This is a genomic window from Allobosea sp. 05T439, assembly GCF_056396005.1.
In genome coordinates, this window is record NZ_JBFTKP010000056.1 from 1 (window position 1) to 26897 (window position 26897).

General features: G+C 62.6%; 24 protein-coding genes and 3 pseudogenes. 19 read left to right on the forward strand and 8 right to left on the reverse strand.

From position 1 onward, the window contains the following. The 4 genes and pseudogenes from AC1DIO_RS32130 to AC1DIO_RS32145 form a co-directional block, all read right to left on the reverse strand. Positions 1 to 307, reverse strand: a pseudogene (locus tag AC1DIO_RS32130) (IS481 family transposase); the annotation flags it as partial. 325 nt (positions 308 to 632) lie between these two features. Further along, a complete protein-coding gene (locus tag AC1DIO_RS32135) occupies positions 633 to 845 on the reverse strand; it encodes a hypothetical protein (RefSeq protein WP_476769091.1) in 213 nt (70 codons plus the stop codon). A gap of 299 nt (positions 846 to 1144) precedes the next feature. Further along, a complete protein-coding gene (locus tag AC1DIO_RS32140; protein ID WP_476769090.1) occupies positions 1145 to 1690 on the reverse strand; it encodes a cupin domain-containing protein in 546 nt (181 codons plus the stop codon). 654 nt (positions 1691 to 2344) lie between these two features. Continuing rightward, positions 2345 to 3028, reverse strand: a complete 684-nt coding sequence (locus AC1DIO_RS32145) for a GntR family transcriptional regulator (protein WP_476769089.1) — start codon at positions 3026 to 3028, stop codon at positions 2345 to 2347. Positions 3029 to 3282: 254 nt separating this feature from the next. Between AC1DIO_RS32145 and AC1DIO_RS32150 the strand changes: the two genes are divergently transcribed. From AC1DIO_RS32150 to AC1DIO_RS32175, 6 genes are all read left to right on the forward strand, one after another. After that, a complete protein-coding gene (locus AC1DIO_RS32150; protein ID WP_476769088.1) occupies positions 3283 to 4665 on the forward strand; it encodes an aminotransferase class III-fold pyridoxal phosphate-dependent enzyme in 1383 nt (460 codons plus the stop codon). Positions 4666 to 4790: 125 nt separating this feature from the next. Next, positions 4791 to 5759 carry an aminotransferase class IV gene (locus AC1DIO_RS32155; protein WP_476769087.1) on the forward strand — a complete coding sequence of 323 codons (969 nt, stop codon included), beginning with the start codon at positions 4791 to 4793 and terminating at the stop codon, positions 5757 to 5759. 29 nt (positions 5760 to 5788) lie between these two features. Continuing rightward, the gene (locus tag AC1DIO_RS32160; protein WP_476833157.1) at positions 5789 to 6802 is read left to right on the forward strand and encodes an amino acid ABC transporter substrate-binding protein; all 1014 of its coding nucleotides are present in this window, start codon (positions 5789 to 5791) and stop codon (positions 6800 to 6802) included. 58 nt (positions 6803 to 6860) lie between these two features. After that, positions 6861 to 7967, forward strand: coding sequence for an amino acid ABC transporter permease (locus AC1DIO_RS32165; RefSeq protein ID WP_476833155.1), 1107 nt, complete (start codon positions 6861 to 6863; stop codon positions 7965 to 7967). 8 nt (positions 7968 to 7975) lie between these two features. Further along, positions 7976 to 9094 carry an amino acid ABC transporter permease gene (locus AC1DIO_RS32170; protein ID WP_476769085.1) on the forward strand — a complete coding sequence of 373 codons (1119 nt, stop codon included), beginning with the start codon at positions 7976 to 7978 and terminating at the stop codon, positions 9092 to 9094. 80 nt (positions 9095 to 9174) lie between these two features. Next, positions 9175 to 9870 (forward strand): IS6 family transposase, encoded by a 696-nt coding sequence (locus tag AC1DIO_RS32175; RefSeq protein WP_476833154.1) that lies wholly within the window; start codon positions 9175 to 9177, stop codon positions 9868 to 9870. 65 nt (positions 9871 to 9935) lie between these two features. Here the strand turns inward: AC1DIO_RS32175 and AC1DIO_RS32180 are convergent, their stop codons facing one another. Further along, positions 9936 to 10580 (reverse strand): TetR/AcrR family transcriptional regulator, encoded by a 645-nt coding sequence (locus tag AC1DIO_RS32180; RefSeq protein ID WP_476854678.1) that lies wholly within the window; start codon positions 10578 to 10580, stop codon positions 9936 to 9938. A gap of 101 nt (positions 10581 to 10681) precedes the next feature. On the opposite strand from AC1DIO_RS32180, the gene AC1DIO_RS32185 reads away from it, so the two are divergent. From AC1DIO_RS32185 to AC1DIO_RS32210, 6 genes are all read left to right on the forward strand, one after another. Further along, positions 10682 to 11086, forward strand: a complete 405-nt coding sequence (locus tag AC1DIO_RS32185; protein ID WP_476769082.1) for a VOC family protein — start codon at positions 10682 to 10684, stop codon at positions 11084 to 11086. A gap of 166 nt (positions 11087 to 11252) precedes the next feature. Beyond that, on the forward strand, positions 11253 to 11873 hold the full coding sequence (locus AC1DIO_RS32190; RefSeq protein WP_476833153.1) for a DUF1801 domain-containing protein: 621 nt from the start codon (positions 11253 to 11255) through the stop codon (positions 11871 to 11873). A gap of 126 nt (positions 11874 to 11999) precedes the next feature. Further along, on the forward strand, positions 12000 to 12704 hold the full coding sequence (locus AC1DIO_RS32195; protein WP_476854679.1) for an IS6 family transposase: 705 nt from the start codon (positions 12000 to 12002) through the stop codon (positions 12702 to 12704). Positions 12705 to 13335: 631 nt separating this feature from the next. After that, positions 13336 to 13848, forward strand: coding sequence for a ribosome hibernation-promoting factor, HPF/YfiA family (gene hpf / locus AC1DIO_RS32200; RefSeq protein WP_476833151.1), 513 nt, complete (start codon positions 13336 to 13338; stop codon positions 13846 to 13848). Between the two features lie 283 nt (positions 13849 to 14131). Further along, positions 14132 to 14686, forward strand: a complete 555-nt coding sequence (locus AC1DIO_RS32205; protein ID WP_476833150.1) for a hypothetical protein — start codon at positions 14132 to 14134, stop codon at positions 14684 to 14686. 128 nt (positions 14687 to 14814) lie between these two features. Further along, positions 14815 to 16290, forward strand: coding sequence for an ABC transporter substrate-binding protein (locus AC1DIO_RS32210; RefSeq protein WP_476854680.1), 1476 nt, complete (start codon positions 14815 to 14817; stop codon positions 16288 to 16290). Positions 16291 to 16326: 36 nt separating this feature from the next. Here the strand turns inward: AC1DIO_RS32210 and AC1DIO_RS32215 are convergent, their stop codons facing one another. From AC1DIO_RS32215 to AC1DIO_RS32225, 3 genes are all read right to left on the reverse strand, one after another. Beyond that, positions 16327 to 17115, reverse strand: coding sequence for an N-acyl homoserine lactonase family protein (locus AC1DIO_RS32215; protein WP_476854681.1), 789 nt, complete (start codon positions 17113 to 17115; stop codon positions 16327 to 16329). 14 nt (positions 17116 to 17129) lie between these two features. Beyond that, a complete protein-coding gene (locus tag AC1DIO_RS32220; RefSeq protein WP_476833148.1) occupies positions 17130 to 17888 on the reverse strand; it encodes an SDR family NAD(P)-dependent oxidoreductase in 759 nt (252 codons plus the stop codon). Positions 17889 to 17988: 100 nt separating this feature from the next. Next, complete coding sequence (locus tag AC1DIO_RS32225; protein ID WP_441509092.1) at positions 17989 to 18336, reverse strand: hypothetical protein; 348 nt, start codon at positions 18334 to 18336, stop codon at positions 17989 to 17991. Between the two features lie 201 nt (positions 18337 to 18537). Here AC1DIO_RS32225 and AC1DIO_RS32230 point away from each other — a divergent pair, with 201 nt between their 5' ends. The 7 genes and pseudogenes from AC1DIO_RS32230 to AC1DIO_RS32260 form a co-directional block, all read left to right on the forward strand. Further along, entirely contained in the window at positions 18538 to 18738 is a 201-nt protein-coding gene (locus AC1DIO_RS32230) for a MucR family transcriptional regulator (protein WP_476833156.1), read from the forward strand. A 1837-nt stretch (positions 18739 to 20575) separates the two neighbouring features. Continuing rightward, a pseudogene (locus AC1DIO_RS32235) lies at positions 20576 to 20713 on the forward strand (IS6 family transposase); the annotation flags it as partial. 365 nt (positions 20714 to 21078) lie between these two features. Further along, positions 21079 to 22104 (forward strand): amino acid ABC transporter substrate-binding protein, encoded by a 1026-nt coding sequence (locus tag AC1DIO_RS32240; protein WP_476854682.1) that lies wholly within the window; start codon positions 21079 to 21081, stop codon positions 22102 to 22104. Between the two features lie 65 nt (positions 22105 to 22169). After that, positions 22170 to 23273: an amino acid ABC transporter permease gene (locus AC1DIO_RS32245; RefSeq protein WP_476854683.1), complete on the forward strand. Its 1104-nt coding sequence runs from the start codon at positions 22170 to 22172 to the stop codon at positions 23271 to 23273. A 19-nt stretch (positions 23274 to 23292) separates the two neighbouring features. Then, positions 23293 to 24363, forward strand: coding sequence for an amino acid ABC transporter permease (locus AC1DIO_RS32250; RefSeq protein ID WP_476833147.1), 1071 nt, complete (start codon positions 23293 to 23295; stop codon positions 24361 to 24363). Next, positions 24360 to 26462, forward strand: coding sequence for a chorismate-binding protein (locus AC1DIO_RS32255; RefSeq protein ID WP_476833146.1), 2103 nt, complete (start codon positions 24360 to 24362; stop codon positions 26460 to 26462). The genes AC1DIO_RS32250 and AC1DIO_RS32255 overlap by 4 nt, the downstream gene beginning before the upstream one ends. A gap of 244 nt (positions 26463 to 26706) precedes the next feature. Continuing rightward, positions 26707 to 26897 (forward strand): annotated as a pseudogene (locus AC1DIO_RS32260) (IS6 family transposase); the annotation flags it as partial.

Genomic DNA, 26897 nt, shown 5'->3' on the forward strand with positions numbered 1-26897 from the left:
GCAGGGCGCTGCGGCTGAGGCCGGGGATGGTGTCCTTCAGGCAACCCAGCACGTCGTCCAGCGGCAGCAGTGTCTTCTGCCGGAAGGCCACGACGATGGCTTCCTCGGCCGGCGTCAGCACCGTACTTCGAGGGGCCTTCGGTCCCATGGGCGCATCGGATGTGGTGGTCCTTTTGCGCCACTTGAGCACAGTCTTCGGATTCAAGCCGTAGCGGTCGGCAAGGGCCCGGCTGCTCTCTTTCGACCCTGGGAGCTCGGCTCGAACACGCGCCGTCGTGCGGGCGCTGCCATGAAGAACGCTTCCCATAATGCATCCTCCTCCTGACGACTCAGGATCGATGATGCACCATCAGATTTCGGGACTACACATCTAGAAGAGGGCACCCTTTGCGCCAAATTTTCGGGCATTTGGCGAGGTTCCAACGCTTCATCGTATGCTCTCCCGCGCCTGCGCGCGACACGCGCGAACGGTGCGCAATTCTAGCAGGAACTAGCTGGCCGGACCCGCCGAAAGGAAATTTCAGCAGCTGGCGCGGACCAGTTTCGCCCTCGAGCAAGCGGAGGTTCTCACGGAGCCGCAGGCGCCGCCGGCAGGCCGAGCGCGATCGGTTTCGACGACCGCCGTTGCCGCGTCAGGGCGGTACAGGACGATGCAGCCAAGCGACCGTCGCCAACGAGCGGGTGACAGAAACGGCGATCGCGTGAGCGATCTGATGGCAACCCAGCTGCAGGCGGAGCAATCTCCGTGTGAGCCGCCACTTCGCTGCGATACTTTGCGCGGCGGCGACGTCGATGTCGACGATCCGGTCATGGCCGACAAGGTCGTGGCGCTGGTCGAGAAACATTGCTTTGCCCTCGTTCCGTTCGCGAATGGGGACGAGCCGACCACGTCCTTGAAGTGTAGGCAGTATATGGCCCCAGCGTTCTACTAAACCGCATGAGCAATGAAAGCAGGTGGAAATCGATGGCGCTTGGTAGCTGAGGGCGGGCTGGATCATGCCCGCCCGCCCTGCAGACAACGCCGCCACAKACACCTGAACACTCTCGTCTGGGTCATCATCACGCTCGGGTATTGCTCCCACGATCGACGATATTTCCATCAGGTCCGGAGTGCTTCTCCGGTAAACGCCTTTCAGGAACACGTCTAATATGTTGGGGGCGTGATGGCGCTCACGATCTCGCTCGGCTCGTCCGCGGCGTTGCGGAAACGATGCGGCTCGCGGCTATCGAAATAATAACCATCGCCGGGCTGCAGAAGCGCTGTCCGGCCCGACACCGTGACCTCGACCGCKCCGCGGATGACGAGGCCGCCTTCCTGGGCCGAATGAACGAAGGCTTCGCCGGTATCGGCTCCCCGAGGATAGGTTTCATGGAGCATCAGCATTGAGCGGTTAGGGTAACCTGCTCCGATCACGCGATAGGAAATGGCATCCGCCCGGCCGATTTCAGCCATATCCGCTGCGCGGCAAAACGGATCCGTGGGCGAAACCGCATGAAAATCGAGAAAGAACCCCGAGAGGGTCGTCCCTAGTGCGTCGAGGACCGCATGCAGCGTGTTGAGGGAGGGGCTGATCAAATCCCGCTCGATCAGCGAGATCGAGGAGTGGGAGACGCCCGAGCGCAAGGCGACGGCTCGGACGGTCAGCTTTCGGCTCTGGCGGAGTTCTCTCAAACGATCGCCGATCTTCATGTCAGCCCCGTCATTGCGTACGGGATATCAAAGCGCATTCGGTGAGTATCATCAACAGAGCTATGCGCCGACTTGAGCTGTGGAGAAGCTTTCAGCGGATCCCGCTCAACGAATATGGCCTGCTCGCGGACCTGGCGAGCGAGGTCATGCGCCATGTCCGTGGTTTTGCTTCGAACCGCGGCCGGCCCTCGCATCCCGGTCAGTGCTTCGCCTGAGTCCTCGCGGCTGCCAATTTAGTTCTCCTCATAACGAGAGAACCCGTCTGGCCAACGGGAAATTCGCGCATCGAATCTGGCTTGTCGCAATGTCAATTTTCTGGACCTGTTGTTCGCTTGGTTCGGCCCAAAGCTCGATAATCAGGCGCCACTTATAGACCGGGAATTGGCCCCATCAGAAGGTACTTCCGCGATACCGATCGAGACCTCCCCTCTCTCGCGCAGAGTTCGACGAGAAGTCGGGCCTGAGCGCCGCTGATCTGTACGTGCCTCCCCGCATCGAAGGCGTTGTTGAGGGCAATCGGACCACAGACGCGTATCAGGCCCCCCCTTGCCGAGCGGACCGAGTTCGTCACGGAGGACTTGCCGCGGCGGCGAGGCCTGCGGCGACGTGGACCGGCAAATAGGAATAGGTTCGATCCGGTTCGAAAGTCGTTTGCTACAGCGTCCAGCCGAGGCGGGCGTACAGGTAGCGCTGATAGGTCAGGATATCGACGCGGCGCAGGTCGCGGATGCGACCGGGATCGCGCGTATGGACCGCCAGCGCCAGTTCTTCCATGACATGCGTCGAGAACTCCATGAAGTCGGGCTCCTCGTGGACTTTCACGCTGAGGCAGAACGCGATGATCGGCGCATTGCGGACGCGCAGCCGCCGGATCAGCGCCGCCAGCATCGCCGAACCGCAGCGCTCCGCGATGAAAAAGGACCAATCGTGGAAAGCGAGCATGTGCTCGCCCACACTTCCCCCGCGGTAGGCGCTGCGTACAGCCTCGGTCAGCCCCTGCAACGCCTGGAAATCCGCCTCTTGCGCGCGCTGGGCGAAACGCGCCGCCGCCTCGCCCTCGGTCAGTGAGCGCAGCAGCCAGATGTCGTCGCAGACAGTCCGATCGAGCGCCGGGACCTGGATCCCGCGCGCCGGCGTTATCTCGAGCGCCTCCTCGGCCACCAGCGAAGACACTGCATCGCGAACGGGTTGCATGCTGGTGCCGAAGCCGGTCGCAAGCGACCGCAGCGAGAGTTTGGCGCCGGGATAGAGTCCACCCGAGAGCAATCTCTGCCGCAAGCCCTCATAGACCTGGATCGAGAGCGTGTTGGCGTTCTTTGCGCCATCGCGCTCGATCATGTACCCGCTCGCCTGATCGGGCTCCGGAGACGTCTCAACCTGGGAATGCGGCAGGCGAGCGGCCACGGAAATCACCCCATTCTTGCTTCAACGGCGTGATCACAGCATGCATATGGACACCCGAGAGCATAGACGGACGCTGCACATTTCATGCCCAATCACCGCATACTTTATCATCTGGAGCGAGATTGACGCGGATCGTCATTGCCATATAGTTCTTAATTGTCAACTGTGATCACAGGAAGCTGCATGTCATGAACATCGCCGCACGCCTTTCCAATCATCACTCCGACATGCTGCTGCTGCCCTTCTCGAACCTCAAAAAACTGCGCGAGGAGCGGCCGCTGGTCTTCACCCGTGGCAAGGGCGTCTTCACCTATGACGAGGACGGCAAGGACTATATCGAGGCCGTCTCGACCTTCTATTGCGTGGGCTTGGGCTTCAGCGACGAGGAGCTCATCGAGGCCGCTATCGCTCAGCTCCGCGCGCTGCCGATGTACCCGTCGGGCATCCACAGGACCGTTCCCGTCGTAATGGAGCTCGCCGAGCGCCTGACGCGCGCCGCGCCTATTCCGAACGCCCATGTCATGTTCGCCACGACTGGCTCAGAGGCAAACGACCAGCTCGTCAAGTTCACTTGGTACGCCAATCGCGTGGCCGGCGAGCCCAAGCGGCGCAAAGTCATCTCGCGTCGCGCGAGCTATCATGGCGGCACTATCTTTACGACGGCACTTGGCGGCGGCGCCGCGGTGCAGGAGGCCTTCGGCGTTCCCACCGACGACGTAATCCACGTCACGCACCCGACTTGGCCGCGCGGCGCACTGCCCGGTGAGACGGAAGACCAATATGCGGATCGCCTCGTCGTTGAGATCCGCGACGCCATCGAGGCGGCGGGGCCCGAGACCGTCGCGGCCTTCATCGCCGAACCGCTCTCGGTCTCGGCAGGCATGTTCCCGCCGCCGCGCGGCTATTTCCCCAAGATTAAAGCTCTGCTCGTTGACTACGGCATCCGGATGTATTCCGACGAGGTCGTGACCGGTTTCGGCCGCACCGGCACGATGTGGGGCTGCCAGAACTTCGATTTCCAGCCCGACTGCCTCAGCACGGCCAAGCAGCTTTCCGGTGCCTATCAGCCGATCTCGGCCGTGGTGATGTCGGACGAATTTTACAACGAGTTGGAGGCCGGTTCGGAAACAGCGGGCATCTTCAACCACGGATCGACCTATGGCGCTCATCCGGTCGCTGCGGCCGTTGCGCTTAAGGTTCTCGACATCTTCGAGCGGCGCGACATTCTCGGCCATATCGGCTCCGTCGCGCCCGTCTTCGCCAAGGGGCTCGCGGCGCTTGAAGATCACCCTCTCGTTACGTCCACCCGGGCCCTCGGCCTCGCCGGGGCCATTCAGGTCGCACTGCCGGGCTCCGGGAGTGGTGCGGATGCCGCGCCCTCGCTGGTACCGGGCGGCATCGCAACTCAGATCTACGACGCGGCGCTTGCCGCAGGTGTAGTCCTGCGCCCGCTGCAAGGCTGCCTCGTGCTGTCGCCGCCGCTGATCATCACCGAGGCAGAACTCGATGAGATGTACCGCCGGATAAGGATTGGCCTCGACGCCGTGCTTGCCGAGCTGCCGACCGCTTGACATCGCCGTCGTGCCCGGAGCCGGGCGCGGCGCGAATTTTGCCAAACTTTTCAGCGGCCCTCCGGCACATGACGGAGGATTCCGCTCGCTGCCCGTGATCCGAAACCGCGACGAAGAGGTCCAGGATGAACGTCACCGCTTCCACCTTCGCATCAACCGACGCCGCCCGCTGGGCGAGCGGCGCAGCCTTCATCGACGGCGCCTATATGCCGATCGCCGAGGCCCGCATCCCGATCACCGACTGGGGCTTTCGCCGCTCGGACGTGACCTACGACGTGGTTAGCGTCTGGGACGGGAATTTCTTTCGGCTTGACGACCATCTCAAGCGCTTCCGCACCTCGATGGAAGCGATGCGGCTCATCCCGCGCGAGAGCGACGACGAGATTCGCCGCATCCTGCACAAGCTCGTGGCGCTGGCTGGTCTCCGGGAGGCCTATGTCGCCATGGATTGCCTGCGTGGACGCCCCCTCCCCGGCACGCAATATCACCCCAAGAACGCGCGCCCGTATCTCTGCGCCTACGCCATTCCCTTTGTCTGGCTGATGAAACCGGAGGTGATCGAGCGCGGCGCCCATATGATCGTCGCCTCGACCCCGCGCATCCCCGAGGCTTCCGTCAACGCCCGGGCGAAGAACTTCCACTGGGCCGACATGACGGCCGCCCTGTTCGAGGCGGACGAGAGGGGCGCGGACAATCCGATCCTGCTCGACGCCGCCGGCAACGTCACGGAAGGGCCGGGCTACAACGTCTTCTGCATCACCGAGGGCGTCGTCGTAACGCCAGACCGCAACGTTCTCGGCGGCATCACGCGCCTCTCCGTCATCGAGCTCTGCGCCCAACTCGGACTGCCCTGCGAGGTTCGGGACGTGCCCGTCGAGGAGCTGCGCAACGCCGACGAGATCCTCGTCTCCTCGACCGCCGGCGGCCCGATCGGGGTGAGCCGCCTCGACGGTCGCATCCTCAACAACGATCGTCCCGGCCCCATCAGCCAGAAGCTGCGCGAGACCTACTGGGCCAAGCGCAAGGACGGCTGGCATGCCGAGCCGGTTCGATACGAAGCCGCCCGTCCCGAAGAAGAAGGATCGTCACCGTGAATAAAGCAGATCGGACCATCTTCAAGACGATGCTGTCCGCCCTCGGCGCCGCGCTGCTGAGCACGGCCGCCTCCGCCCAGACGCTGCCGGCCCCGGGGCCGACGGCCGAAGCCATCAAGAAGCGCGGCGAGTTGGTCTGCGGCGTCGACAGCGGCATTCCCGGCTTCGCCTACCAGGATTCCGGGGGCGCCTGGAAAGGCTTCGACGTCGACTACTGCCAAGCGCTCGCCGCTGCGGTTCTGGGCGACCCGAAGAAGGTAAAGTATGTTGGCACCACCGCCAAGGTCCGCTTCACAGTGCTACAGTCCGGCGAGATCGACGTGCTGATCCGCGACTCGACCATGACCTTCGCCCGTGACATCGGCCTCGGCCTGACCGAGGTCGCAGTCAATTTCTACGCCGGCCAGGGCTTCATGGTGCGCAAGAGCCTGGGGGTTAAGACTGCAGCGGAGCTGAACGGCTCCACAATCTGCATGATCACCGGCGCAACGCTCGAACTCAACATCGCCGACTTCGCCCGCTCCAAAGGCACGACGATCAACTCGCTGCTCTTCGAGAAGTCGGAGGAAGCCTTCGCCGCCGCAGAGGCCGGTCGCTGCGACGGCTATTCGGACGATACCGGCTCGCTCGCCGCCGCCCGCTCCACCATGAAGGTGCCGGACGACTGGATAATCATGCCCGAGGTCATCTCCAAGGAACCGCTCGGCCTCCATACGCGCGACGGCGACTATCGCTGGTCCGACATCGTCTTTTGGGTCGACACGGCGCTGAAGACCGCCGAGGAGTTTGGAATCACCAAGGCCAATGTCGATGAGAAGAAGAAGTCCGAGGACCCCTTCGTGCGCCGCCTGCTCGGGCTCGAGGGCGATTTCGGCAAACAACTGGGCATCGACAACGAGGGCTTTTACAGGGCCATCAAGGCGGTCGGCAATTACGGCGAGATCTACGACGTCCATTTCGGCCCCAAGGCGCTCGGCCTGCCGCGCGGCTTGAACAATCTCTGGTCGCAGGGTGGCCTGCACTATCCTCTTCCGTTCCGGTGAGATCGCCGGCATGGCTCGGACCAAAACCACATCCGGCAGCAACGCCGCGCTGTGGCCCATGAAATCATCCCACGCCCTGCTCTGGCAGGGCGTGGTCCTCGGTATCGCCCTGCTCGTCCTGATCTGGTTCGGGCACAATGCGGCGAGCCATCTCGCGCGCCGCAACATGGAGTTGGACTTCAGTTTTTTATGGCGCCCGGCCGGCTTCGCCATGCCGTTCCAAATCACAAACTTCAGGCCGACGGACAGCTACGCCATGGCGTTGGTCGCGGCCTTCTCAAATACGCTGCTMGTTTCCGCGCTCGGCGTCGTCACCACCACTGTCCTGGGCCTCGCGCTCGGCGTGATGCGTCTCTCTACCAGCTGGCTGATGCGCAGCGCCTCGGGCGCCATCGTCGAGCTGATCCGCAACACCCCGCAGCTCCTCCAGATCGTCTTTTGGTATGTCGGCGTGCTCCAGCTCTTGCCGCAGGCCCGCCAGAGCCTGTCCTTGGGAGGCCTGTTCTATCTCAATATCCGCGGTCTGTTCCTGCCCTATCCGCTGGCGGGCGACAGGACACCCCTGATCGCTGCCCTCCTGGTGCTGAGCCTCGTCCTCGTACCGCTGCTGTGTCACTTCCTGCCAATGCGGCGCAAGGGCACGCGCTGGCTCTGGCTGGTACCGCCCACCCTCTTTGCCGCACTGGTGGCGAGCTTGTCGGGCTGGAGCGCTCCGACGCTCAAAGGTTTCAACTTCACGGGCGGAATGGTGATGCCACCGGAGTTCGTCGCGCTCTGGGCCGGGCTTTCGCTCTACAGTGCCGCCTTCATCGCTGAGATAGTCAGGGGTTCGGTCGAGGGCGTCGCCAAGGGCCAGCGCGAGGCGGCCTACAGCCTGGGGCTGAAGCCTTGGCCGACGCTCCGGCTGGTCATTCTGCCGCAGGCGCTCAGAGTCATGATCCCGCAGATGACCAACCAGTATCTCAACCTGATCAAAAGCTCCTCGCTCGGCGCGGCCATTGCCTATCCGGAGATCGTTCAGATCTTCGCCGGCACGGTGCTCAACCAGTCGGGCCGTGCGATCGAAGTGATGGTGATCCTCATGGGCGTCTTCCTCGCTGTCAATCTCTTGGTCTCGGCGGGGCTCGCGCGGCTGAACGCCCGGTTCGCGCTTAAGGAACGTTAGGAAGCACGATGCCGAGCGCCGAAACGACCTCCATCGTCACTGTCGTCCCAAGGCACCCCAGCCCGCAGCTTGCTTCGGCAACGGCGATCATTCGCCGCTGGATCCGGACGAATCTCTTCGGCTCGTTTCGCGGGGGGCTGGTGACGCTCCTCACCGTTGCGCTGCTCGTCGTGCTGGTGCCGCCACTCCTGCGCTGGTTCGTCACCGATGCCGTGCTCCAAGGTCGGAGCCGCTCGGTCTGCGGCACCGGCGCCTGCTGGGCCTTCGTCACCGACCGCATCGACATGTTCCTCTTCGGTCGCTATCCGGCGCCGGAGCGCTGGCGCGTCAAGCTTGCTGGGCTTGTCCTGCTCGTTTTTGCTGTCGCGGCCGCCTGGCCACGCAATCCGCGCCCGGTGCTTTCCGTACTGCTTCTTGTCACGCTCTGCCCTCTCATCGCCGGCACGCTACTGCTCGGTGGCGTCTTGGGCCTGCCAGTCGTTCCCACCGACCAATGGGGCGGCCTCTCGCTCAACGTGCTGCTGACCTATGCGACGGTCGTGATCGCGCTCCCGATCGGCATCGTTCTGGCGCTCGGCCGGCGCTCAAGCCTGCCGGCGATCAGCTGGCTCTGCACCGGCTTTATCGAGCTGCTGCGTGGCGTGCCGCTTCTCGCCGTGCTGTTCATGGCCATGGTGATGCTGCCGATGTTCTTGCCGGAGGGCACCAGCTTTGACCGGCTGCTGCGCGCCATCGTTGGACTCTCGCTCTTCGTCGCCGCCTATCTTGCCGAGGTCGTCCGGGGCGGGCTGCAGGGCATCGATAAGGGGCAATACGAGGCCTCCGCCTCGCTCGGCCTTAGCTACTGGAACGCGCATCGTCTCATCGTGTTGCCGCAGGCCTTCCGGCTGACCGTGCCGGGCATCGTCAATACGGTGATCGACCTGTTCAAGGACACTACACTCGTCTCGATCATTGGCCTGTTTGACCTGCTCGGCATCATCGGGCAGGCGCTAAAGGACCCGAACTGGCTGGGCCTCGGCCGCGAGGGCTACGTCTTTGCTGCCGGGGTCTTCTTCATCTGCTGCTACGCCATGTCCCTTTACAGCCGCAGCGTCGAGCGTCGGATCGCACAGGCACGGCATTGACCCGAGGCCTGACTGAACCATCGGCATTGTCACGGCGTAGCGGAGTTGTTGCGCCTCGATCGGGTTGGTAGCCATTGAGCATGGCAAAGATCAGTTACAGCGGTTATCGCTTGCCCCCCGCGATCATCCAGCAGGCAATCTGGCTGTATCTCCGGTTCACCCTCAGCTTCCGCGACGTCGAGGATCTGCTGGCCGCGCGCGGAATTGCCGTGTCCGACGAGACGGTGCGCCGCTGGGTGAACCATTTCGGACCCAAGATCGCCGCCAATCTCCGCCAACGCCAACCAAAGCCTCACGCCACATGGCACCTGGACGAGGTCTATCTCAAGATCGACGGTCGCCTAGTCTATCTTTGGCGGGCCGTTGACTCCGAAGGCGAGGTCCTGGACGTCCTGCTTCAGGCAAAAAGAAACAAGAGCGCCGCGCTGAAAGTGCTGCGCAGACTACTCAAGAAGCATGGCTTCATACCGGAGCGCTTGATCACGGATGACCTGCGTTCATATGGAGCGGCAGTCCGGGATCTTGGGATCTCGGATCGGCATCGACGCGGTCGCTGGTGCAACAATCGCGTGGAAAATTCGCATCAGCCGACACTACGACGAGAGCGCAAGATGCAGGGTTTCAAGAGCCCGGGTTCAGCCCAGAGATTTCTCTCGACTCACGCAGCCACCTCCAACACCTTCAACGTCCAGCGCCATCTCATTTCCGCGAAGACCCACCGAGCTTTTCGCTCTTCGGCGATGGCGGCGTGGTGGGCGACCGCCGCGGCCGCCTGATCGAGATCGTCAACCAGTGTTGTCGCGTCGATCGTTCGACAACGTGACAATGCCCGCGTGGGCGACTACGCCGAAGGCTTCGCCGGCTCGCCATAGGCGACGAGGAATGTTTCGACCGTCGCGTCTGCGTGGCCTTCAAGCTCGGCTTGGGAGCGCGGATTCTTGTTACCCGTGAACATCGCCTCGTTCATGGGAATCCAGAGCAACATTCCAAAGAAATGGCTCGCGGCCAAATACGGGTTGGGTGTACGAAGAAGCTGCCGGTTTGTCAGCTGCTGGAAGCAGGTCGCCATCGAGGCAATCATGCGCTCGAACCCTTTTTCATACCAGTCGCGGCCGAGCTGAGGCATTCGATCGGCGTTGGCGATGATGAGGCGTCGCAGCTTCAACCGCTCTTCGTCCATCAGCGTCGACATGAAGCGTCGAGCGACCTTCTGCAGTCCCCCCGTCATGAATTCCGCCTCGGTAAGCAACGCGGCGACCGCATCAAAGGTTTCGGTAGCCTGAGCGGCCGACGCGCGAATGACCTCGCCAAAGAGCGTCTCCTTGTCGACGAAATGCTTGTAGACCGTCTGTTTGGAGACGCCGGCCTTAGTAGCGATCTCCTCCATGCTCGTTCCATCATAGCCCTGGCTCACGAACGCCACGGTGGCCGCGTGGATGATATCACGCTCCTTGCGCGCCGATCGGGTTTCGCMATCAACCTTCATGCCATCCCCACTTCGGTACTAGACGGTTCCGTTCCGCATGTGATAGGCAAAGACATAGTACTAGACCGACCAGTACTCCGCCTGAGGAGCGAACCAGATAAATGGTTAGGATGATTTTCGTAAATCTGCCAGTGCGCGATCTGCCGGCGGCGACACGCTTCTACCTTGCTATCGGAGGCGCGTTGAATCCGCAGTTCTCGAACGACAAAGCCAGCTCCGTGATGTTCTCGGACTCGATCGGGGTCATGCTGCTGACCCACGACCACTACCGACAGTTCACCGCGCGGCCGATCGGGGACCCCAAGCGCGAGAGCCAGATGCTCATCGCGCTCACCGCTGACAGCAAGGACGAGGTGGACGCCACGATCGGAAAAGGTGTGGCGGCCGGCGGCCGCGCCGATCCGAATCCAGCCCAGGACCTCGGTTTCATGTTCAACCGCCACATCGAGGACCCAGACGGGAACGTTTGGGAGGTTCTGTGGATGGACCCCTCCGCCATGCAATAGCGGCCACGCGCGCCGAGGCGGCCCAGCTCCATCGATTTGGACGAAAGCGCCAATGCAAACCTGGGTCTCTGGCCCGGCGCTCCGATCTTCAAGGAAGAAGCGCGAGCAAGGCGCGCTCGATCCTCGAAACCACCCATAGATCATTCGATCAAGAGGCGAAGTCAGGATGCCTGGTCCAGAACCCAAGGTCGACGCGTACGCCGAAGGCGTCGAAGCGTTCGCCAAGCCGATCCTGGCGCATCTACGCGGCGTTGTCCGCTCGACCTGCCCGGAGGTTGTCGAAACCTTGAAATGGGGAAACCCCCATTTCGACTACCGAGGCGAGATGATGTGCATTTTTGCCGCCTACAAGTCGCATTGCGCCTTTTCCTTCTGGAAAGGCTCGCTGATGAGCGACCCGCGGCTCAAGGCGAGCGTCGATTTGCCGGCGTCCAAACGCTTCATGGGKAAGTTGACGAGTCTCGCGGATCTCCCTGTCGACGCCGAGCTTATCGCTTGGGTCCAGGAGGCCATGTTGCTCAACGAGCAACGCGCGAAGGTCGCGCCCCGTAGGTCATCCGCGCCCGCCAAGGCTGTCGTCGCGTCTCCCGCTTTCGTCGACCGCCTTGCGGCTTCCCCATCGGTCAAGACGATATTCGAGAGCAAGTCGACGTCGTTCCAGAAAGAATACGTTGTCTGGATCGCCGACGCGAAAACCGAAGCCACGCGCGACAAGCGGATCGACGAGGCGCTTGCCTGGATCGCCGAAGGCAAGGGCCGGTTCTGGAAATATGCGAAGGGCGGCTGAGGGCTTTCGCCCCCACTGGAGACAGCCGATCAGCGAGCGCGATCCGAATGGAAATCGTCCACGGCTGGCGTTGCGGCGTTGTCACGTTAACTCCGGCGTGGCGGCAAACCGTGTAGGTGGACTGGCATGAGCCAGCCCTGCGTCAGCTACAAACGCCATCGGTTCCCACCGGCGATCATCGCTCATGCGGTGTGGCTGTACTTTCGCTTTCCCCTGAGCTTGCGCCTGGTGGAGGAGATGCTTTTGGAGCGCGGCATTACCGTCTCGTATGAGACGCTGCGGCGCTGGGCGTTGAAATTCGGGCGGGATTACGCCCRCCRCCTSAAGCGCAARAGGCCGAGCCGCCGCGACCTYTGGCAYCTCGACGAGRTCGTCGTCACCATCGCCGGMMAGAAGCAYTGGCTSTGGCGSGCRGTCKATCAGGACGGCTATAYCCTMGATGAGATCGTGCAGACSCGRCGYGACACCAAGGCAGCCACGCGCGTGCTGAGGCGCCTTCTCAAGAAGCGGGGCTGCCCGCCCCGGCGCATGATCACCGACCAACTCGGCTCCTATGCCGCCGCCCGGCGCCAGATCATGCCGGCGATCGAGCATCGCGCGTACAAGGGCCTCAACAACCGCGCCGAGAATTCGCACCTGCCTCTGCGACGACGCGAGCGGGCGATGCAGGGCTTTCGCTCCCCGGGAGGTCTGCAACGGTTCGTCGCCGTCTTCTCCGCCGTCCGCAATCAATTCGTTCCGCCCCGGTCCCGTCGCACCGCCCTGGCCACCCATCTGCATCGCCTAAACGCCATGGCGCGCTGGAAAGCCGTGGCTGGCGTCGCGGCCTGAGCCTGTCATCAGGCCGAATGCTCCTCTTGCCGCCTGCCGGCAGTTAACGTGACAACGCCCCGAAGACACGACCGCTCCCACGACCCTCGCCGCGCCAAAGAAATCCCCTTGATCAAAGGGCGCCGTCCAGACATGACAACGCCTCCGCGCCACACAGCGTAACCTATCCCGTCAATCAGCATCTCCCATCGCCGGTGAAAAGCCAGGGTGTCAGCCGACGCTCGAAGCTGCACTACGTGGGTCAGTGAGATTCCTTTGGCGCGCTAATCCGAGCTCGGATGCGATCCTGATCGGAGGCCTCGAGGCCGCTACAGACAGCGCCAGCGAGCGTCATCGTCCGCGCCCGCCTTCGGCAACAGCCTCTTGAGTTAGGTATCAGCCTCGTCAGCCTGAAAGGATAGTCGCAGCTTTTGATACACCGCCTGCTGCTGCCCCCCGCAATCTCGCTACAGATATTCTTGGCCGAAGGACCTGGCGCCCCCTGATAAGCTCAGCATGCAGAGAACGATGGCCCGCCTCGGTTGTCCGCTCTGGGATCGGCAAATTTTACGCTCTTGCATTCGGGGTCAAAGCTTGAAACCCTGGTCGTTCGTGCTGCGGTTGGGTGGGGAACCCCTAACGGAGGAAGCCGATGCGGCGACTAGCGATGGACAAGCCGATCATGGTCTCAGGCCATAATGTCGAGCTTGGGGACGCGCTCCGCGAATTCGCCGAGCGCAAGATCGAAGAGACCGCCGGGAAATATTTCGGGCGGATCACCGAGGCGACGGTGCAATTCAAGAAGACGGGGGCCTTCTACGCCTGCGCAATCCGGTTCCGCTCGCGTGGCATGCAAAACCTCGCCGCCGAGCACGAGAACGTAGAAATCTACACTGCCTTCAACATCTGCCTCGAAAAGCTCTCGAAACAGCTTCGCCGCGCCAAGCGCCAAATGCGCGAGGACAAGGCGCAGCGTCCCGACAAGGTCGCCATGGTGAATGAAGGGCTGCGCGCACCGCCGCTTCCGGCCTCCGATCTCGGCGAGGAGGAGAGCTACAATCCCGCCGCCGTGCCCACCGATCCCTATGCAAAGGCACTGATGCAGGCGAGCAAAGCCGACATCGAAGCCCGCCACACCGATCCCCGCCGGGAAGCAGTCGAGTAACGCCCGACCCTACGAGGGGTCAGAACAAGAGCTGCTCAAAATCTTACGCTAAGGTCGAACGGAGCATGAACATCATGCGGCGGTCGAATTAGTGCTGGCAGGACTTGCCACGGCGCCAGTCTCGGGATGGGTAGCCGACTGTGAAGCATCGAGACGTGGCTGTGCCACATTCTTCGACAGACAGGAGAACCGTTCCGGAGGCTCGCAAATAGCACTGTACAAACCAGTTCCAATTGGCACAATCTCTGCTTCCAGCTTTCGTCCTCAGTGTTTTGAGCAAGGCATGCAGCGGCGGGCCATCTTCGTCACCTCTCCGCTCAAGGCTGAGCCTGTCCCTCGCATCCACCAAGCTGCCGGGTTCGAGGCCGAGGTTGCCTTCAATCCGGATCTGGTGCCGCCGACGCGTCACATCGCCGACCGCAAGATCGTTTTATCGTTCCAGCGAAAATCGGAACGGGAAGCACGCTGGCGAAGTCCCCCTGCCCGTGGGGCGATCCTCTTGGACTTTCCCGCTGGCCTTATCGATAGTGACATCGTCATCAGCACCAGTCGCGGCGTCCATGCCAAGCCGTCGGCTGAATTCGCCATGATGGCGATGCTGATCCGATGTGAAGCGTCATTCCTACCTGAGCCCCGCAGTAGCCCAAGACTGAGCTGGCAGACTGCCCAGTCGAGCGAGAACTTCGGACGGTGGCGAGGCTGTGATTGGCCGGCTTGGATTGATTGTGCCGAGTGGCCTTCCGTAATGAACGACGTCCCGACTGTCATTCCATTTTTGCAGATAATCCGCTTTTCCGCAGTGGACGGCTTCGAAAAATCTTTGGAGGGCGAACAATGAGCAAAGGCGAGCGGGGCATGTTGATCAATAGGTTTCTAGGCGCAGCATCTTTGGCTTTGGGGCTCGCCGCGGCCACGCTGGCGTCGGCTCAGACCCTGACTGTGGGCGTACGTGCAGGTCCGGAATCGATGGACCCACATTTCAGCGCGCTCGGTGTCCATGTCGAGGCGCTCAAGCATGTCTTCGACACGCTGGTCAAGTCCAACGAGAAGCTGCAGGTCGAGCCGGGGCTAGCCGAGTCATGGAAGCCGGTCGATGCAACCACTTGGGAGTTCAAGCTCCGCAAGGGCGTGAAATTCCACGACGGCTCGGATTTCACCGCAGAGGACGTGAAGTTCTCGATCGAGCGCATCGCCAATGTCACCGGCCCCAATCCGGCGACGCTCTACACCCGACGCGTCAAGGAGGTGAAGATCGTCGATGCCTTCACCGTCCATCTGCTGACCGAGGGCGCCGCGCCGACCCTGCCCAACGATCTTGTCAGGCTGTTCATCGTTTCTTCCAAGGCGGCTGCCGGTCTCAATCGCGAGACCTCAAACGAAGCCTTCAACTCCGGAAAGGCCGCGATCGGAACCGGGCCTTATAAACTCGTCTCCTGGACCCCGAAGGCTGATCTGACGCTCGACCGCTTCGACGGTTATTGGGCCGGCCCGCAGCCCTGGCAGCGGGTCGTGCGCAAGGAGATCGCCAATGACGCGGCGCGCGTTGCTCAATTGCGCGCTCGACAGGTCGACATGATTGCGCGCGTTTCGGCCAACGACGTCGCCTCGCTGCAGAAGGACGCCAAGCTCAGCGTACCGACGCAGGACACCATCTTCGTCTTCCTGCTTGATTTCGATCTACGCGAGAAGACGCCGCAGGTCAGCGCCAAGGATGGCTCAGCACTGCCCGCAAACCCGTTCCGGGATCCGCGCGTGCGCGAGGCGATCGACCTCGCCATCGACCGTGGCCAGCTTGGCGAGATCGCGATGGACGGCATGGGTTCGCCGGCGACGCAGCTCGTCTCGCAGGGCATATTCGGCTACAATGACAACATTCCCGCCACCAAGGCCAACCTAGAGCGTTCGCGTCAGTTGCTTAAGGAGGCCGGCTACCCCAATGGCTTCAAGTTCACCCTGAGCTTTACCGTGGATCGCCTCCCGGGCGACCGCGAAATCGGCACGACACTGGTCCAGATGCTGGCGCGGGTCGGAATCGACGTCGCCGCCAACGGCGTTCCGGTCTCCATCCTGTTCTCGGCCCGACCACGAGGCGAGCTGTCGGCGACCATGGCCGGCTGGGGCACGATAACCGGGGAGGCCTACTACACCTATTCGGCCATCGCCCATTCCAACGATCCCGCCAAGAAGCTCGGCCAGTTCAACTGGCGCGCCTATGCCAACCCGGAGGTCKATCAGCTGATCGACGATGCTGGCGGAGAGCTCGACGATGCTAAGCGCCGCGACATGCTGAACAAGGCCGCTGGCCTCTTCATGAAGGATCGGGCGACGCTGCCGCTGACCGTAATCAAGTATGCTTGGGCCGTCTGGAAGGATCGGGCCCAAACCGTGCGACTACGCAGCGACGAGGAGACGCTGGCGATGGACATCGTGCCTGTGAAGTGAAAAGCCGACACTGGTAGTTTCAATCGTTGCGCGGAGTCAGTCGAGCCGCGCGACGATCCCCTTGGCGGCTTCGGAGGCTGCCGGAAACCGCTCCATGATCTGCGGATCATGCCCCGGGATCACCAGCCGGGGATCACTGGCGAGTTCGCGCAGGCGCTTGAAGCCTTCCAGCGTTGCGCCGACATTGTAGATCCACGGGAACGGGATATCCCGCTCGAAATTCTCGAAGAAATGGGTCGCGTCCGAAGCGAGCACGAGCCAGCCCTTTCGCGTCTTCACGCGCACAACCTGCTGCCCCTCGGTATGGCCGCCGACGCGGTGGAGCGTGATCCCGGGTGCGAGCATGCCCTCGTCCGTGTGATAAGCGACGCGCCCTTCGAAGAGCTTGCGCACCGTCGCGGCGATGTCCTCTGGATCGTACCCACCGCGCAGCATGCCGTGGCACATGCACGGGCCGGTGGCATAGGCCATCTCCGACGTCTGGAGATGAAACCGCGCCTGCGGGAACAGATGCTGGTTGCCGCAGTGGTCGTAGTGCAAATGCGTCAGCACAACGTCGCGAATGGACGCGGGTTCGATGCCGAGGAGCGCGAGCCCTTCACTCGGACAGCGCAGATGTTGGCGGCCGCGGGTGCGCGCTACATCGGCATTGAAGCCCGTATCAACGACGACAGCGCCTGACGGACCCTTGATCACGAAGACGAAGTAGTCAAACGGCATCGGCCCGTCATGGGCATCGCCACCCAGGAAATTCTCGCTGCGCCTGCGCGCCGCGTGGTGGGCGAAGCGGATGGCATAGACCTCTTGAATCGGCAGATCGGTCATAAGCGCAGCCTCGATCAGGTGATGGTCAACCCGCCATCGACTGTGATGGTCGAGCCTGTGATATAGGACGCTCCCTCGCCCGCGAGATAGACGACGGCCCCTGCGACGTCCTCGGGGAGCCCCGCGCGGCCCACGGGGACCGGCGCGAGCTTGCGGGCGCGAAACTCCGGATCAGCGAGCATGTGCCGATTGATATCAGTCTCGATCGTACCCGGAGCGACGAGGTTGACAGTAATACCGTGAGGCGCGAGCTCGAGAGCCATGGCGCGGGCCAACATCATCACGCCGCCCTTAGTCGCGACATAATGGGCAATGTCAGGGTTGGCATGCGCCTGGTTAACCGACGAGACCATGATGATCCGGGCCGGCCTGCGGTGGCCGATCATGAGCTTGGCGGCTTCCTGCGAGCAGGCGAAATAACCCTGCAGATTCACAGCGTGGATACTGGCCCAGTCCTCGTCAGTGATGTCGAGGAAAGGCTTTCGCTGGATCCTGGCGGCGTTGCACACGAGGATGCCGAGACCGCCCAACGCCTTGTCCGCCTGCCTTACTGCGGCGCGGGCGGCGGACGCATCGCCCATATCGGCATGCACGAGCACCGTGTTTCGGCCGAGTGCGCGGATCTCCGTGGCGAGCGTCTCGGCGGCCGATTCACTTCGGTACCAGTGAAGCGCGACGTCCGCACCTTCGCGCGCCAGCGCCAGCGCAATCCCGCGCCCAATCCCTTGGCTGTCGGCCCCGGTCACCAAGGCGGTCGTCGATGCAAGTGCCACAACTTATCCTATCAGCTTTTGCCATTATCGGAGATCAGGAGGACCGCCGCGAGCCTACATGTGCGTCGGTGTGACTTGCCAATCCGTTATGGTTGCGGGTTCAATCCGTCAGTCGGATGGACTTCTCGCTGCACAGATCGATGAGGTCACTATCGCTCTCGACCTCGTCGCTGAACTTGGCAAGGACGGAGTAGCTGCAGCCCGTGGGCTTGTTCAGCTTGAGGGCAATGCTCTTGCCGGGCCCGAGCGGCTTGGTGAGCTTGGCGATCAGGCGCGGCTGCTCGCCCGACGTCGTGATTTCCAGGGAAGCCAGTGGCGCGGTACGCGCGTTCGTCACCTTGACTTGAGCCGGCGGCTTGGGTGATTGGGCGACCGCGGGAGCAGTCGCGAAGCAAACGAATAGGCCGGCGCCGAACAGGCCGGCAGAGATAACGGGCTTGAATTTCATTGTCGTTTCGTTCCCCGAATAGCGAGCTTGAAACGCTCTTGCATATCTCACAACGGCCTTTCGGCGAAAACAAGCAGTCAAAGAGGCTTGGAATGCCGGTAGCAGGTTGCGCCCGGCAGTCGAGTAGAAGCTGTCACCGTTCGATGCATGGATGAGCGGCGAAGCGCTCCTGTCGAGGAGAAGCGTGAACCCGCGGTTTAGATCAAGAAGTCAGTCGCACCCAATGATCTGATCTGCTTGAATGATGGCCGGAAATTCAAGGGCCTCAAACGTCGTCTGCTGACGTCTTACAATCTGTCGCCTGGCGATCACGCCAGAGGCCGTGCCTGCCGCTCTCGACCCAACTGCGTCTCACGGGCATTCTTGTGGATGTTCATCCGGTCCTCCTTCGATGGAGACTGAAGCTTCGCAACCTCAGCTTCCTCGCTCGGGACCGGATGGACAACCTATTGAGAGCTCACACCTAGGGAATTTGCAACAGAACCCCTCGAAGAGCTTGTGCAGTCAGGGGCGATCTCAGACATGGGGCCTGACGTGCTTCGTCATGTTGCGGTGCCGGGACTTGGCGATGTTCATTTCTTCCCTGACGCGGGCGGGCGCTCTGGCCAGCGGCGCGTCCTTCGTCCGATCCCAACGCGCCGGCCAGCACGGCCAGGGCCTTGGCCTCGCCTTCGCTGAAATGGACGATCACCTGGAGCGGGGCATGCGTTCTTGGGTGCGTGAGCGTGTCAGATATGGCGGCACGGTCCTTGCGCCGTTTCTGAGTCGTTCGCGGGACGTTCTTCCGCACTGGCAACATCCTGCCAGTTACGGACAGCGCTGTTCTTATCTGTTCGGGTCTGTTCGGTTGGCGGGGATGTTCGCTGTGAGCGGGCGCATCACGAACGCCGATGCCGCACGTCCACGTCTTGCCGTTCTCTTCATTCCGATCGCCTCTCCTCTCCCGTCCCTCGAAGCACGAGCGTGTCGAGGATACGACGCGTCCATCTGAACGCTCCGGAGCAAATCCCTGCACAGAACCTCCGGCCGTGAAAGGCGAGCCGCCGGTGCTTCGTGAAAAGGGGCTTCTACAATGCCGCGCAGGTTCTGTTGCGATCGCCGGTAGGCGCGGCGGATATCGCACCATTCCCGTAACAATGCCGCCTAGAATCTAAATCCGTCCATCGCAGTGCAGTTTGCGATTCTCGCCGCGGCGTGAACGGGCGAATGTCCAGATCCTATGGCGCCCAGGGAATTGCGTCCGACGACACCCACACCATCCGCCGAGCCGCTCCCGATCATCGTGACGCTTCCCTTCGCGATGTCGCCGCCAAGCTGGCGTCGCACCCCGACGAGGTTGGCCCGGTTTCGTCAGCAGGATCTGTCGCGAGCTGCAGCGCCGCCACTTCGACCCGTCAGATTTCAGTCGGAAAGTATGGGCGCGCAGCGCCAGCGCAGCCATGATTACCCATGGTAATTTGCCTTGGTTGTCGAGCCCGACAGAGATTTTGCCGTGACGTTTTTCTTTGCGTAGGGCTTGCCTGATCTTTAGCGGTTAATAATACTCTGATTCGGAATGTTATTAACCGGTAAGGGACCTCACAGCATGGGCAATGGACCGTCACCCCTGCAGAATGACATTCTTGCGCTGCTGGCGGTATGGCCTGCCTATGTTCATGACGCAACGGCGACGCAGCTCCATATAGGCGACTGGGCACGACCTAGCGATATCATCACCGGGCTCGGTCGGCCGGAAAGTGCTGTCACGAGCGCCTCAGTCTCGCGGGCACTGGCGCGGCTAAGCGAACGCGGGCTGGTGATGCGGGCCGCCGGACAGCCTGCCAGCGTCGGTCGGGCGTTCCGCTATGCCCGAATCCGCGCTCCGATTCCTTAACGGCACTCGAGGAAGTACGGACGGTGACGCAGCGGATTCCGTTGCATCACCGCCTCAATCTCGGAGCGTCAACGAAGTCGACGCGGTGGAGCAATGCGCTGCATGTGGCGACGGCATCGCACGGGACAGCGAAGTTCCTCACTTGGCGGGGCAGAATGAACACTACCTCTTCAATCAGATAATGGCGTTTCGGTTGGGAAAGGGTCAGCGAGATGCGCTATATGGCACGTGCCGGCATCGTCACGCCGTAGCGGAGTTGTTGCGCCTCGGTCGGGTTGGTAGCCATTGAGAATGGCAAAGATCAGTTACAGCGGTTATCGCTTTCCACCCGCGATCATCCAGCAGGCAATCTGGCGCAAGACACAAGGTTTCAAGAGCCCAGGTTCAGCCCAGAGATTTCTCTCCACTCACGCAGCCCCCTACAACACCTTCAACGTCCAGCGCCATCTCATTTCCGCCAAGCCCCACCGAGCTTTTCGCTCTTCGGCGATGGCGGCGGGGTGAGCGGCCGCCGCGGCCGCGTGATCGAGATCGTCAACCAGTGTTGTCGCGTGGATCGTTCGACGACGTGACAAGGCCCAAGTGGCGTTTCTTCCCGGCGAGGGCATGGGCGGCGCTGCCAATCACTGGACCGGCCAGAGCGGGCCTTGGGCGGACTACCATCCGAGCCAAAGGACCCGTCTACCTACCGGCTTCCGGAGGACATCTATGCCAGCATTCAGGTGAATGCGATGGAAAGCGAGCAAGTCCTTTGAGGCTTCGTCAAGCGTGGATCGCCAAAGGCACGGGCCGATCGAGCAATGCTTGCGTTGCCGGATTGGTCTGCCTAAACGTGCGCTCGCGGTCGTGATAATCGGGGAATTCATGCGATGAGATTATGTGAGCTTGCCGTGGCTGCGGCCCTCTTGGTCGCCTCGATGCTGAACCATGCAAACGCCGGCACGCTGGACAGCGTGAAAGCGCGTGGCACGCTCAATTGCGGCGTGGGTGAGAGCTTCCCAGGCTTCTTCGCCGCTGATGCGTCGGGTCGCTGGAGCGGCCTCGATGTCGATTTCTGCCGAGCCGTTGCGACCGCGGTTCTCGGCGATCCGGAAAAAGTGAAATACCTGCCCGCAACGCCGGCTGCGCGCTTTGCCCAGCTTCAGTCGGGCCAAGTGGATATCTTGTCGCGCTCCGTCACTTGGATCATGTCACGCGAAGCCGGGCTCGGCCTTTCGTTCCCCGGCATCACTTTTTTCGACGGTCAGGGCTTTCTCGTCCGCAAATCGGCTGGAATCAAGAGCGCCCGCGAGCTGGAGGGCGCTACGATCTGCACTCAGACTGGGACGACGACCGAGCGAAACCTCGCGGACTACTTCCGCCAGCACAACATGAAGTATAAGCCGGTGGTGTTCGAGCAGGCCGACCAGGTTGTCGCCGCCTATGAAGCCGAACGCTGCGATGCCTTCACGACCGACAAGTCGACGCTTTCGGCACGCCTCGCGAAGCTGAAGGAGCCAAGCGCCCATACCATCCTGCCCGAGACGATTTCGAAAGCTGCCAACGGCCCTGTGGTTCGCCAGGGCGACGACCAGTGGGCGAATCTCGTGCGCTGGACGCTGAACGCGGTGATCGCGGGCGAAGAGCTCGGCGTGACCGCGGCGAAGGTGGATGATCTCGCGGCCAATGCTACAGATCCCGAGATTCGCCGGCTTTTGGGCGCCGACAGCGACCTCGGCAAGCTGATCGGCCTCAACAAAGACTGGGCCGCGCGTGTCATTAAGGCCGTCGGCAACTACGGCGAGATGTACGAGCGCAATCTCGGGCCGAAAGGCGCGATCGTCATCCCGCGCGAAAACAGCCTGAATCGCCTTTGGCGCGATGGCGGCCTGCTGTTCTCGCCCTCCTTCCAGTGACGTCTGGCGACCAGCGGTGAATTGATTCCATGGCGGCCGCTTTTGGAGGTGCAGGCAAGAGCTTCATGCGTCGCCATGGGATCGAGTACGGTGTCTATGCGGCGACGGCGTGCGTCGTCGGGACGCTCGCCGCCATGGCGATTTTCACGCTTCGGGCTCGCGGCATTCATGCAGGTTTCGGCTTTCTCTGGGATACGGCCGGCTTCGACATCAGTTTCGGCCTGATCCCGTTCGATGCGACGAAGAGCTATGCCCGCGCCTTCCTCGTCGGCCTGCTGAATACGCTCGTCGTTTCCGCATTGGCGATTGGGCTGGGAACAGGTCTTGGGCTGGGCCTGGCGATCGCTCGCCTGTCCAGGGATCCCCCGTTGCGCGCCGCAGCGACGGCGGCGACGGAGCTCGTACGTAATACGCCGCTGCTGCTGCAGCTGTTCATCTGGTACTTCATGGTGTTCGGCGCGCTGCCGGCCGTCAGACAGTCGCTTCATATCGGCAGCTTTGCGCTGCTCAACAATCGCGGAATCGTGGTTGCGGCACCGGGACTGAATTCCGTCGCCTGCCTTTGTCTGAGTGCAGGTGCGGCATCGATCTTGACGGCTGCCATGGCGCGGCGTCTGCCAGCGACTCTCGGCTTTCTCCAGCGATCTGCGACCAAGGCTGTCCTCGCCATAGGAGGGGTTCTCCTCCTTCTCGCAGGCGTCACCTGGGCCGATTGGGAGCTGCCAGTTCAGCGTGGCTTCAACGTCACCGGCGGCTTCACTCTGCCTCCGGAATTCGCCGCGCTGGTCACTGCGCTCGCAATCTACGCCGCGGCCTTCATCGGAGAAGCGTTTCGGAGCGGTGTCCTTTCCGTGCCTGGTGGCCAGTGGGAAGCAGCCCAGGCGCTCGGCCTCGGCCGCTTCGCCACCTTGCGGCTGATCGTTCTGCCGCAGGCGATCCGTGCTGCCCTGCCGGCACTTGGTAATCAGTTCGTCAATGTCGTGAAGGCCTCGTCGCTGGCTGCGGCCGTCGGGTTTCCCGACCTGATGCAGGTGTTCGGCAAGACCACGCTCAATCAAACTGGACAGGCGGTCGAGGTGATCAGCATCACGATGGCGGTGTATCTCGCGATCAGCCTCGGGATCTCCGGCCTGGTTCATCGCAGTGAAACCAGACGCTGGCGCGCGTGACCGAGACCCCGGCTTCCCCATGTCCGTGACGACGTCCGATTTGCCGCCGCCATCACGCGCGAGCCGGCGATGGGGCACAGGAGGCATCCTACTGCTCGCGGCGATCCTGGTTGCCGGAGTTCTCCTCGGCCCGAAACTGTTTCGCTGGGCCTTGCTCGACGCCGTGTTCCCATGGAGCGAAGCGGCGAGTTGCGATGGCCCCGGCGCCTGCTGGCTCTTCATTCGCGAGCGGCTACCGCAATTCATCTACGGCTATTATCCCGCGCCCTCCCGGTGGCGGCTGAACGTCGGTTTCCTTCTGCTGTTCGCTTGGCTAGCCCTGCCGCTGCTTCCCCGCATCCGCCGGCGAGCGGCCGTGACCGTGACGGGTGCCGCGATCGGGATCGCTGCCGCCTTCATGCTGGCGGCCGGCGGTGTGTTGGGCCTGGCGCCTGTGGAAACCGATCAGTGGGGCGGCCTCTTCGTGACGGCGCTCCTATCGATTACCGCAATGATCGTGTCGCTGCCGGCCGGGATTATTCTGGCGCTGGGCCGCCAGGCCGCCAGCCCCCTCTGGCGCGGGTTGGCGAACATGACGGTCGAAGTCATCCGCGGCGTCCCGCTGCTCGCCATTCTCTTCATGGCCGTGGTGCTGCTGCCGCTCTTCGTTCCCGGTGGAGAGGGGATCGGCCTGTTCACGCGCGTGGTGGTCGGCCTGTGTCTCTACGCCTCGGCCTACATGGCCGAGGTAATCCGGGGTGCGTTGCGCACGATCCCGGCAGGGCAGGCCGAAGCGGCCCGTGCTCTCGGGCTCGGCTATTGGCGCTGCCTGAGCCTCGTCGTACTACCGCAGGCATTGCGCGCCGCTCTGCCCAACATCGTGAGCACCTTCATTCAGGTGCTGAAGGATTCGACGCTGGTGCTCGTGGTCGGCGTTTACGACCTGCTCGGCGTCGTGCAACTCACCGTTTCCGAACCGAAATGGAATAGCTACTCGGCAGAAGCCTATCTCTTCGCCGGCCTGTTCTTCTTTGCGATCTGCTTCGGCCTCTCAAGGGTGGCCGCCCGGATCGAACGGCATCTCGACTACAATCGGACATCATCGACGTGATTCACAGCTTCGCAACCCCATCCGGAATCGTCATCACGCGGGCCGAGGAAACGATCAGCGCGCCTGAGGGGCTCGACGCACTGATCGATACCCTCGGAGCGCGGCAGGGCCTGCTATTACGCTGCAATTTCGCGTTTCCAGGGCGCTACGGACCGCACTGGCTCGGGTTCGTCGACCCGCCGCTTCGGTTTTCCCTCCGCTCGTATCGCCTATCCTGCCGGGCACTGAACGAGCGCGGCACCGTTATCCTGCCGGCCCTCGCCGCCGCTTTGGCGCGTGGAGGCGTCGCCGATCTCGAAACGGGCCTGGATGCCGTCGAGGGCCGTCTCGTCAACGGCGAGACACTGTTCGAAGCCCTCCGAAGCCTTGTCGCCGGGTTGAGTTCGGACGACCCGCATCTTGGTCTCTTCGGCCCCTTCGGCTTCGACGTGGCGTTTCATACGCTGGGGCTGGAGAAACGTGCCCGGCAGCAGGCCGACCACGATGACATGGTCCTCTATCTGCCGGACCGTATCGTCGCCGCCGACCATCCCGAGACCGGCCAGGCCAAGATCATCACTTACGACTTCGCCCTGGGCGCTCGTTCGACGCAGGGGCTCCCGCGCACTGGAAGCGTCTCCACTTCTGCCGCGCCGATGCGGGTGGCCACCACGAGGCCAGAGCAACCCTATGCAGACATGGTGCGCAAAGCGGTCGAAGCCTGCCGCTCTGGCGAACTGTTCGAGGTGGTTCTCGCGCAAACTTTCAGGCGTGAGATGTCAGCGGGGCCCAATGCCCTTTTTCGACTGCTCGATCGCGTCAACCCCAGTCCCTATGAATTCCTGGCTAATCTTGGCACCGAAGCACTGGTCGGCGCCTCGCCGGAAATGTTTGTGCGCGTCGACGGCAGACGTGTCGAAAGCTGTCCGATTTCGGGAACGGTCCGACGGGGGGAAGATGCCGCAGCTGACGCCGAACAGGCGCTCGAACTCCTCAACTCGCCCAAGGCCGCCGCAGAGCTCACCATGTGCACGGATATCGACCGTGACGATAAGGCCGGCTTGTGCGAGATCGGCTCAATACGCCTTCTCAGTCGCCGCCAGATCGAAACTTATTCGCATCTGTTGCATACGGTCGACCACGTCGAAGGGCTTCTTCGTCCCGACCGTGATGCGATCGACGCATTTCGGGCGCATGTCTGGGCGGTGACGCTCACGGGTGCGCCTCGCCGCGAAGCGATCGCCTTCATCGATGCCAACGAAGACGTCCCGCGGCGCTGGTATGGAGGCGCCATCGGGCGGCTCGGCTTCGATGGTCGGCTGGACACCGGCATTGTCCTGCGCTCGATGCGGCTTGCCGATGGAGCGGCGGAAATAACCGTCGGTGCGACGATTCTGCATTCATCCGATCCGGCAGACGAGGAGCGCGAAACCGTAACGAAAGCCGCCGCGCTCCTGCGTACGCTGGACCTCGCATCGGAACAGGCTGCGCGGCCCGAGGCCGTTCCCGCGGCTCCGCACGCTGTCCAAGGAGACCGGGCCACGCGGATACCGGTCACCATTCTGGGCGGTGCGCCCTTCGCTCAGACCCTGGAAGCCCTGCTGGCATCGGCCGGAGCCGACGTTACCCTACAGCCCTTAGCCGCGGGATCGCGGAGACAATGCAGCGGCGGAGTCTATGTCGTCTCCCCCGACCTATCGGACGGGGCGCTCGATACCGCGCGCGAAGTTCTCGCGGAACTCCTCGCCGCCGGACGCCCGGTCCTGGCCCTCGGTCAGGGTATGGTTGCGCTGGCCCAACTGTTCGGCGCCAAGGCCGCATTGGCAAACACCCCACGCCACGGGGAACGTGAGTTGGCGCGACCTTTGGCCGACTCATGGCTGTTGTCGGGCACCGCAAAGCCGCTCGTCGTCGGCTGCTACCACCGCCACGTCATCACGTCGGGCCAAGCTCTAGCTCCCTTGCGGGAAATCGCTCGCAGCGATGCCGGCGAAGTGCTGGCGCTGGAGCACGGGACACTTCCCGTTGGCGGTTTGCTGTTCCGGCCGGAGTCACTTCTCACTCGGGATCCGAAGAAACTAGTTCATGCATTTCTTCAACGCGCTAGTCTAGTTGGGTAATTTTTAGTGACAGGAAAAACATGGCGTCGCGTGCGCGTAGCATTGGGCACAACCGCGCGAATGAGCGATCGCCCGAGATCTTCCAGCCCCTGCTGACCATATATGTGTTCTGAACTCGGGTTCAGCCCAGAGATTTCTCTTCACTCACGCAGCCACGTACAACACCTTCAACGTCCAGCGCCATCTCATTTCGGCGTCGTCACGTTAACTCCGGCATGGCGGCAAGCGGTGTAGGTGGGCGTGCATGACCCTGCCGGCCATCAGCTACAAGCGCCATCGGTTCCCACCGGCGATCATCGCCCATGCGGTGTGGCTGTATTTCCGCTTTCCCCTGAGCCTTCGCCTGGTGGAGGAGATGCTTCTGGAGCGCGGCATCGCCGTCTCCTACGAGACGGTGCGGCGCTGGGCCTTGAAGTTCGGGCGGGATTACGCCCA

Coding starts and splice junctions, on each gene's coding strand:
- AC1DIO_RS32135 (WP_476769091.1), bottom strand. CDS start 845: ATGTTTCTCGACCAGCGCCACGACCTTGTCGGCCATGACCGGATCGTC.
- AC1DIO_RS32145 (WP_476769089.1), bottom strand. CDS start 3,028: ATGATCGAGCGCGATGGCGCAAAGAACGCCAACACGCTCTCGATCCAG.
- AC1DIO_RS32150 (WP_476769088.1), top strand. CDS start 3,283: ATGAACATCGCCGCACGCCTTTCCAATCATCACTCCGACATGCTGCTG.
- AC1DIO_RS32155 (WP_476769087.1), top strand. CDS start 4,791: ATGAACGTCACCGCTTCCACCTTCGCATCAACCGACGCCGCCCGCTGG.
- AC1DIO_RS32160 (WP_476833157.1), top strand. CDS start 5,789: ATGCTGTCCGCCCTCGGCGCCGCGCTGCTGAGCACGGCCGCCTCCGCC.
- AC1DIO_RS32170 (WP_476769085.1), top strand. CDS start 7,976: ATGCCGAGCGCCGAAACGACCTCCATCGTCACTGTCGTCCCAAGGCAC.
- AC1DIO_RS32175 (WP_476833154.1), top strand. CDS start 9,175: ATGGCAAAGATCAGTTACAGCGGTTATCGCTTGCCCCCCGCGATCATC.
- AC1DIO_RS32185 (WP_476769082.1), top strand. CDS start 10,682: ATGGTTAGGATGATTTTCGTAAATCTGCCAGTGCGCGATCTGCCGGCG.
- hpf (WP_476833151.1), top strand. CDS start 13,336: ATGCGGCGACTAGCGATGGACAAGCCGATCATGGTCTCAGGCCATAAT.
- AC1DIO_RS32205 (WP_476833150.1), top strand. CDS start 14,132: ATGCAGCGGCGGGCCATCTTCGTCACCTCTCCGCTCAAGGCTGAGCCT.
- AC1DIO_RS32215 (WP_476854681.1), bottom strand. CDS start 17,115: ATGACCGATCTGCCGATTCAAGAGGTCTATGCCATCCGCTTCGCCCAC.
- AC1DIO_RS32225 (WP_441509092.1), bottom strand. CDS start 18,336: ATGAAATTCAAGCCCGTTATCTCTGCCGGCCTGTTCGGCGCCGGCCTA.
- AC1DIO_RS32240 (WP_476854682.1), top strand. CDS start 21,079: ATGAGATTATGTGAGCTTGCCGTGGCTGCGGCCCTCTTGGTCGCCTCG.
- AC1DIO_RS32245 (WP_476854683.1), top strand. CDS start 22,170: ATGCGTCGCCATGGGATCGAGTACGGTGTCTATGCGGCGACGGCGTGC.
- AC1DIO_RS32250 (WP_476833147.1), top strand. CDS start 23,293: ATGTCCGTGACGACGTCCGATTTGCCGCCGCCATCACGCGCGAGCCGG.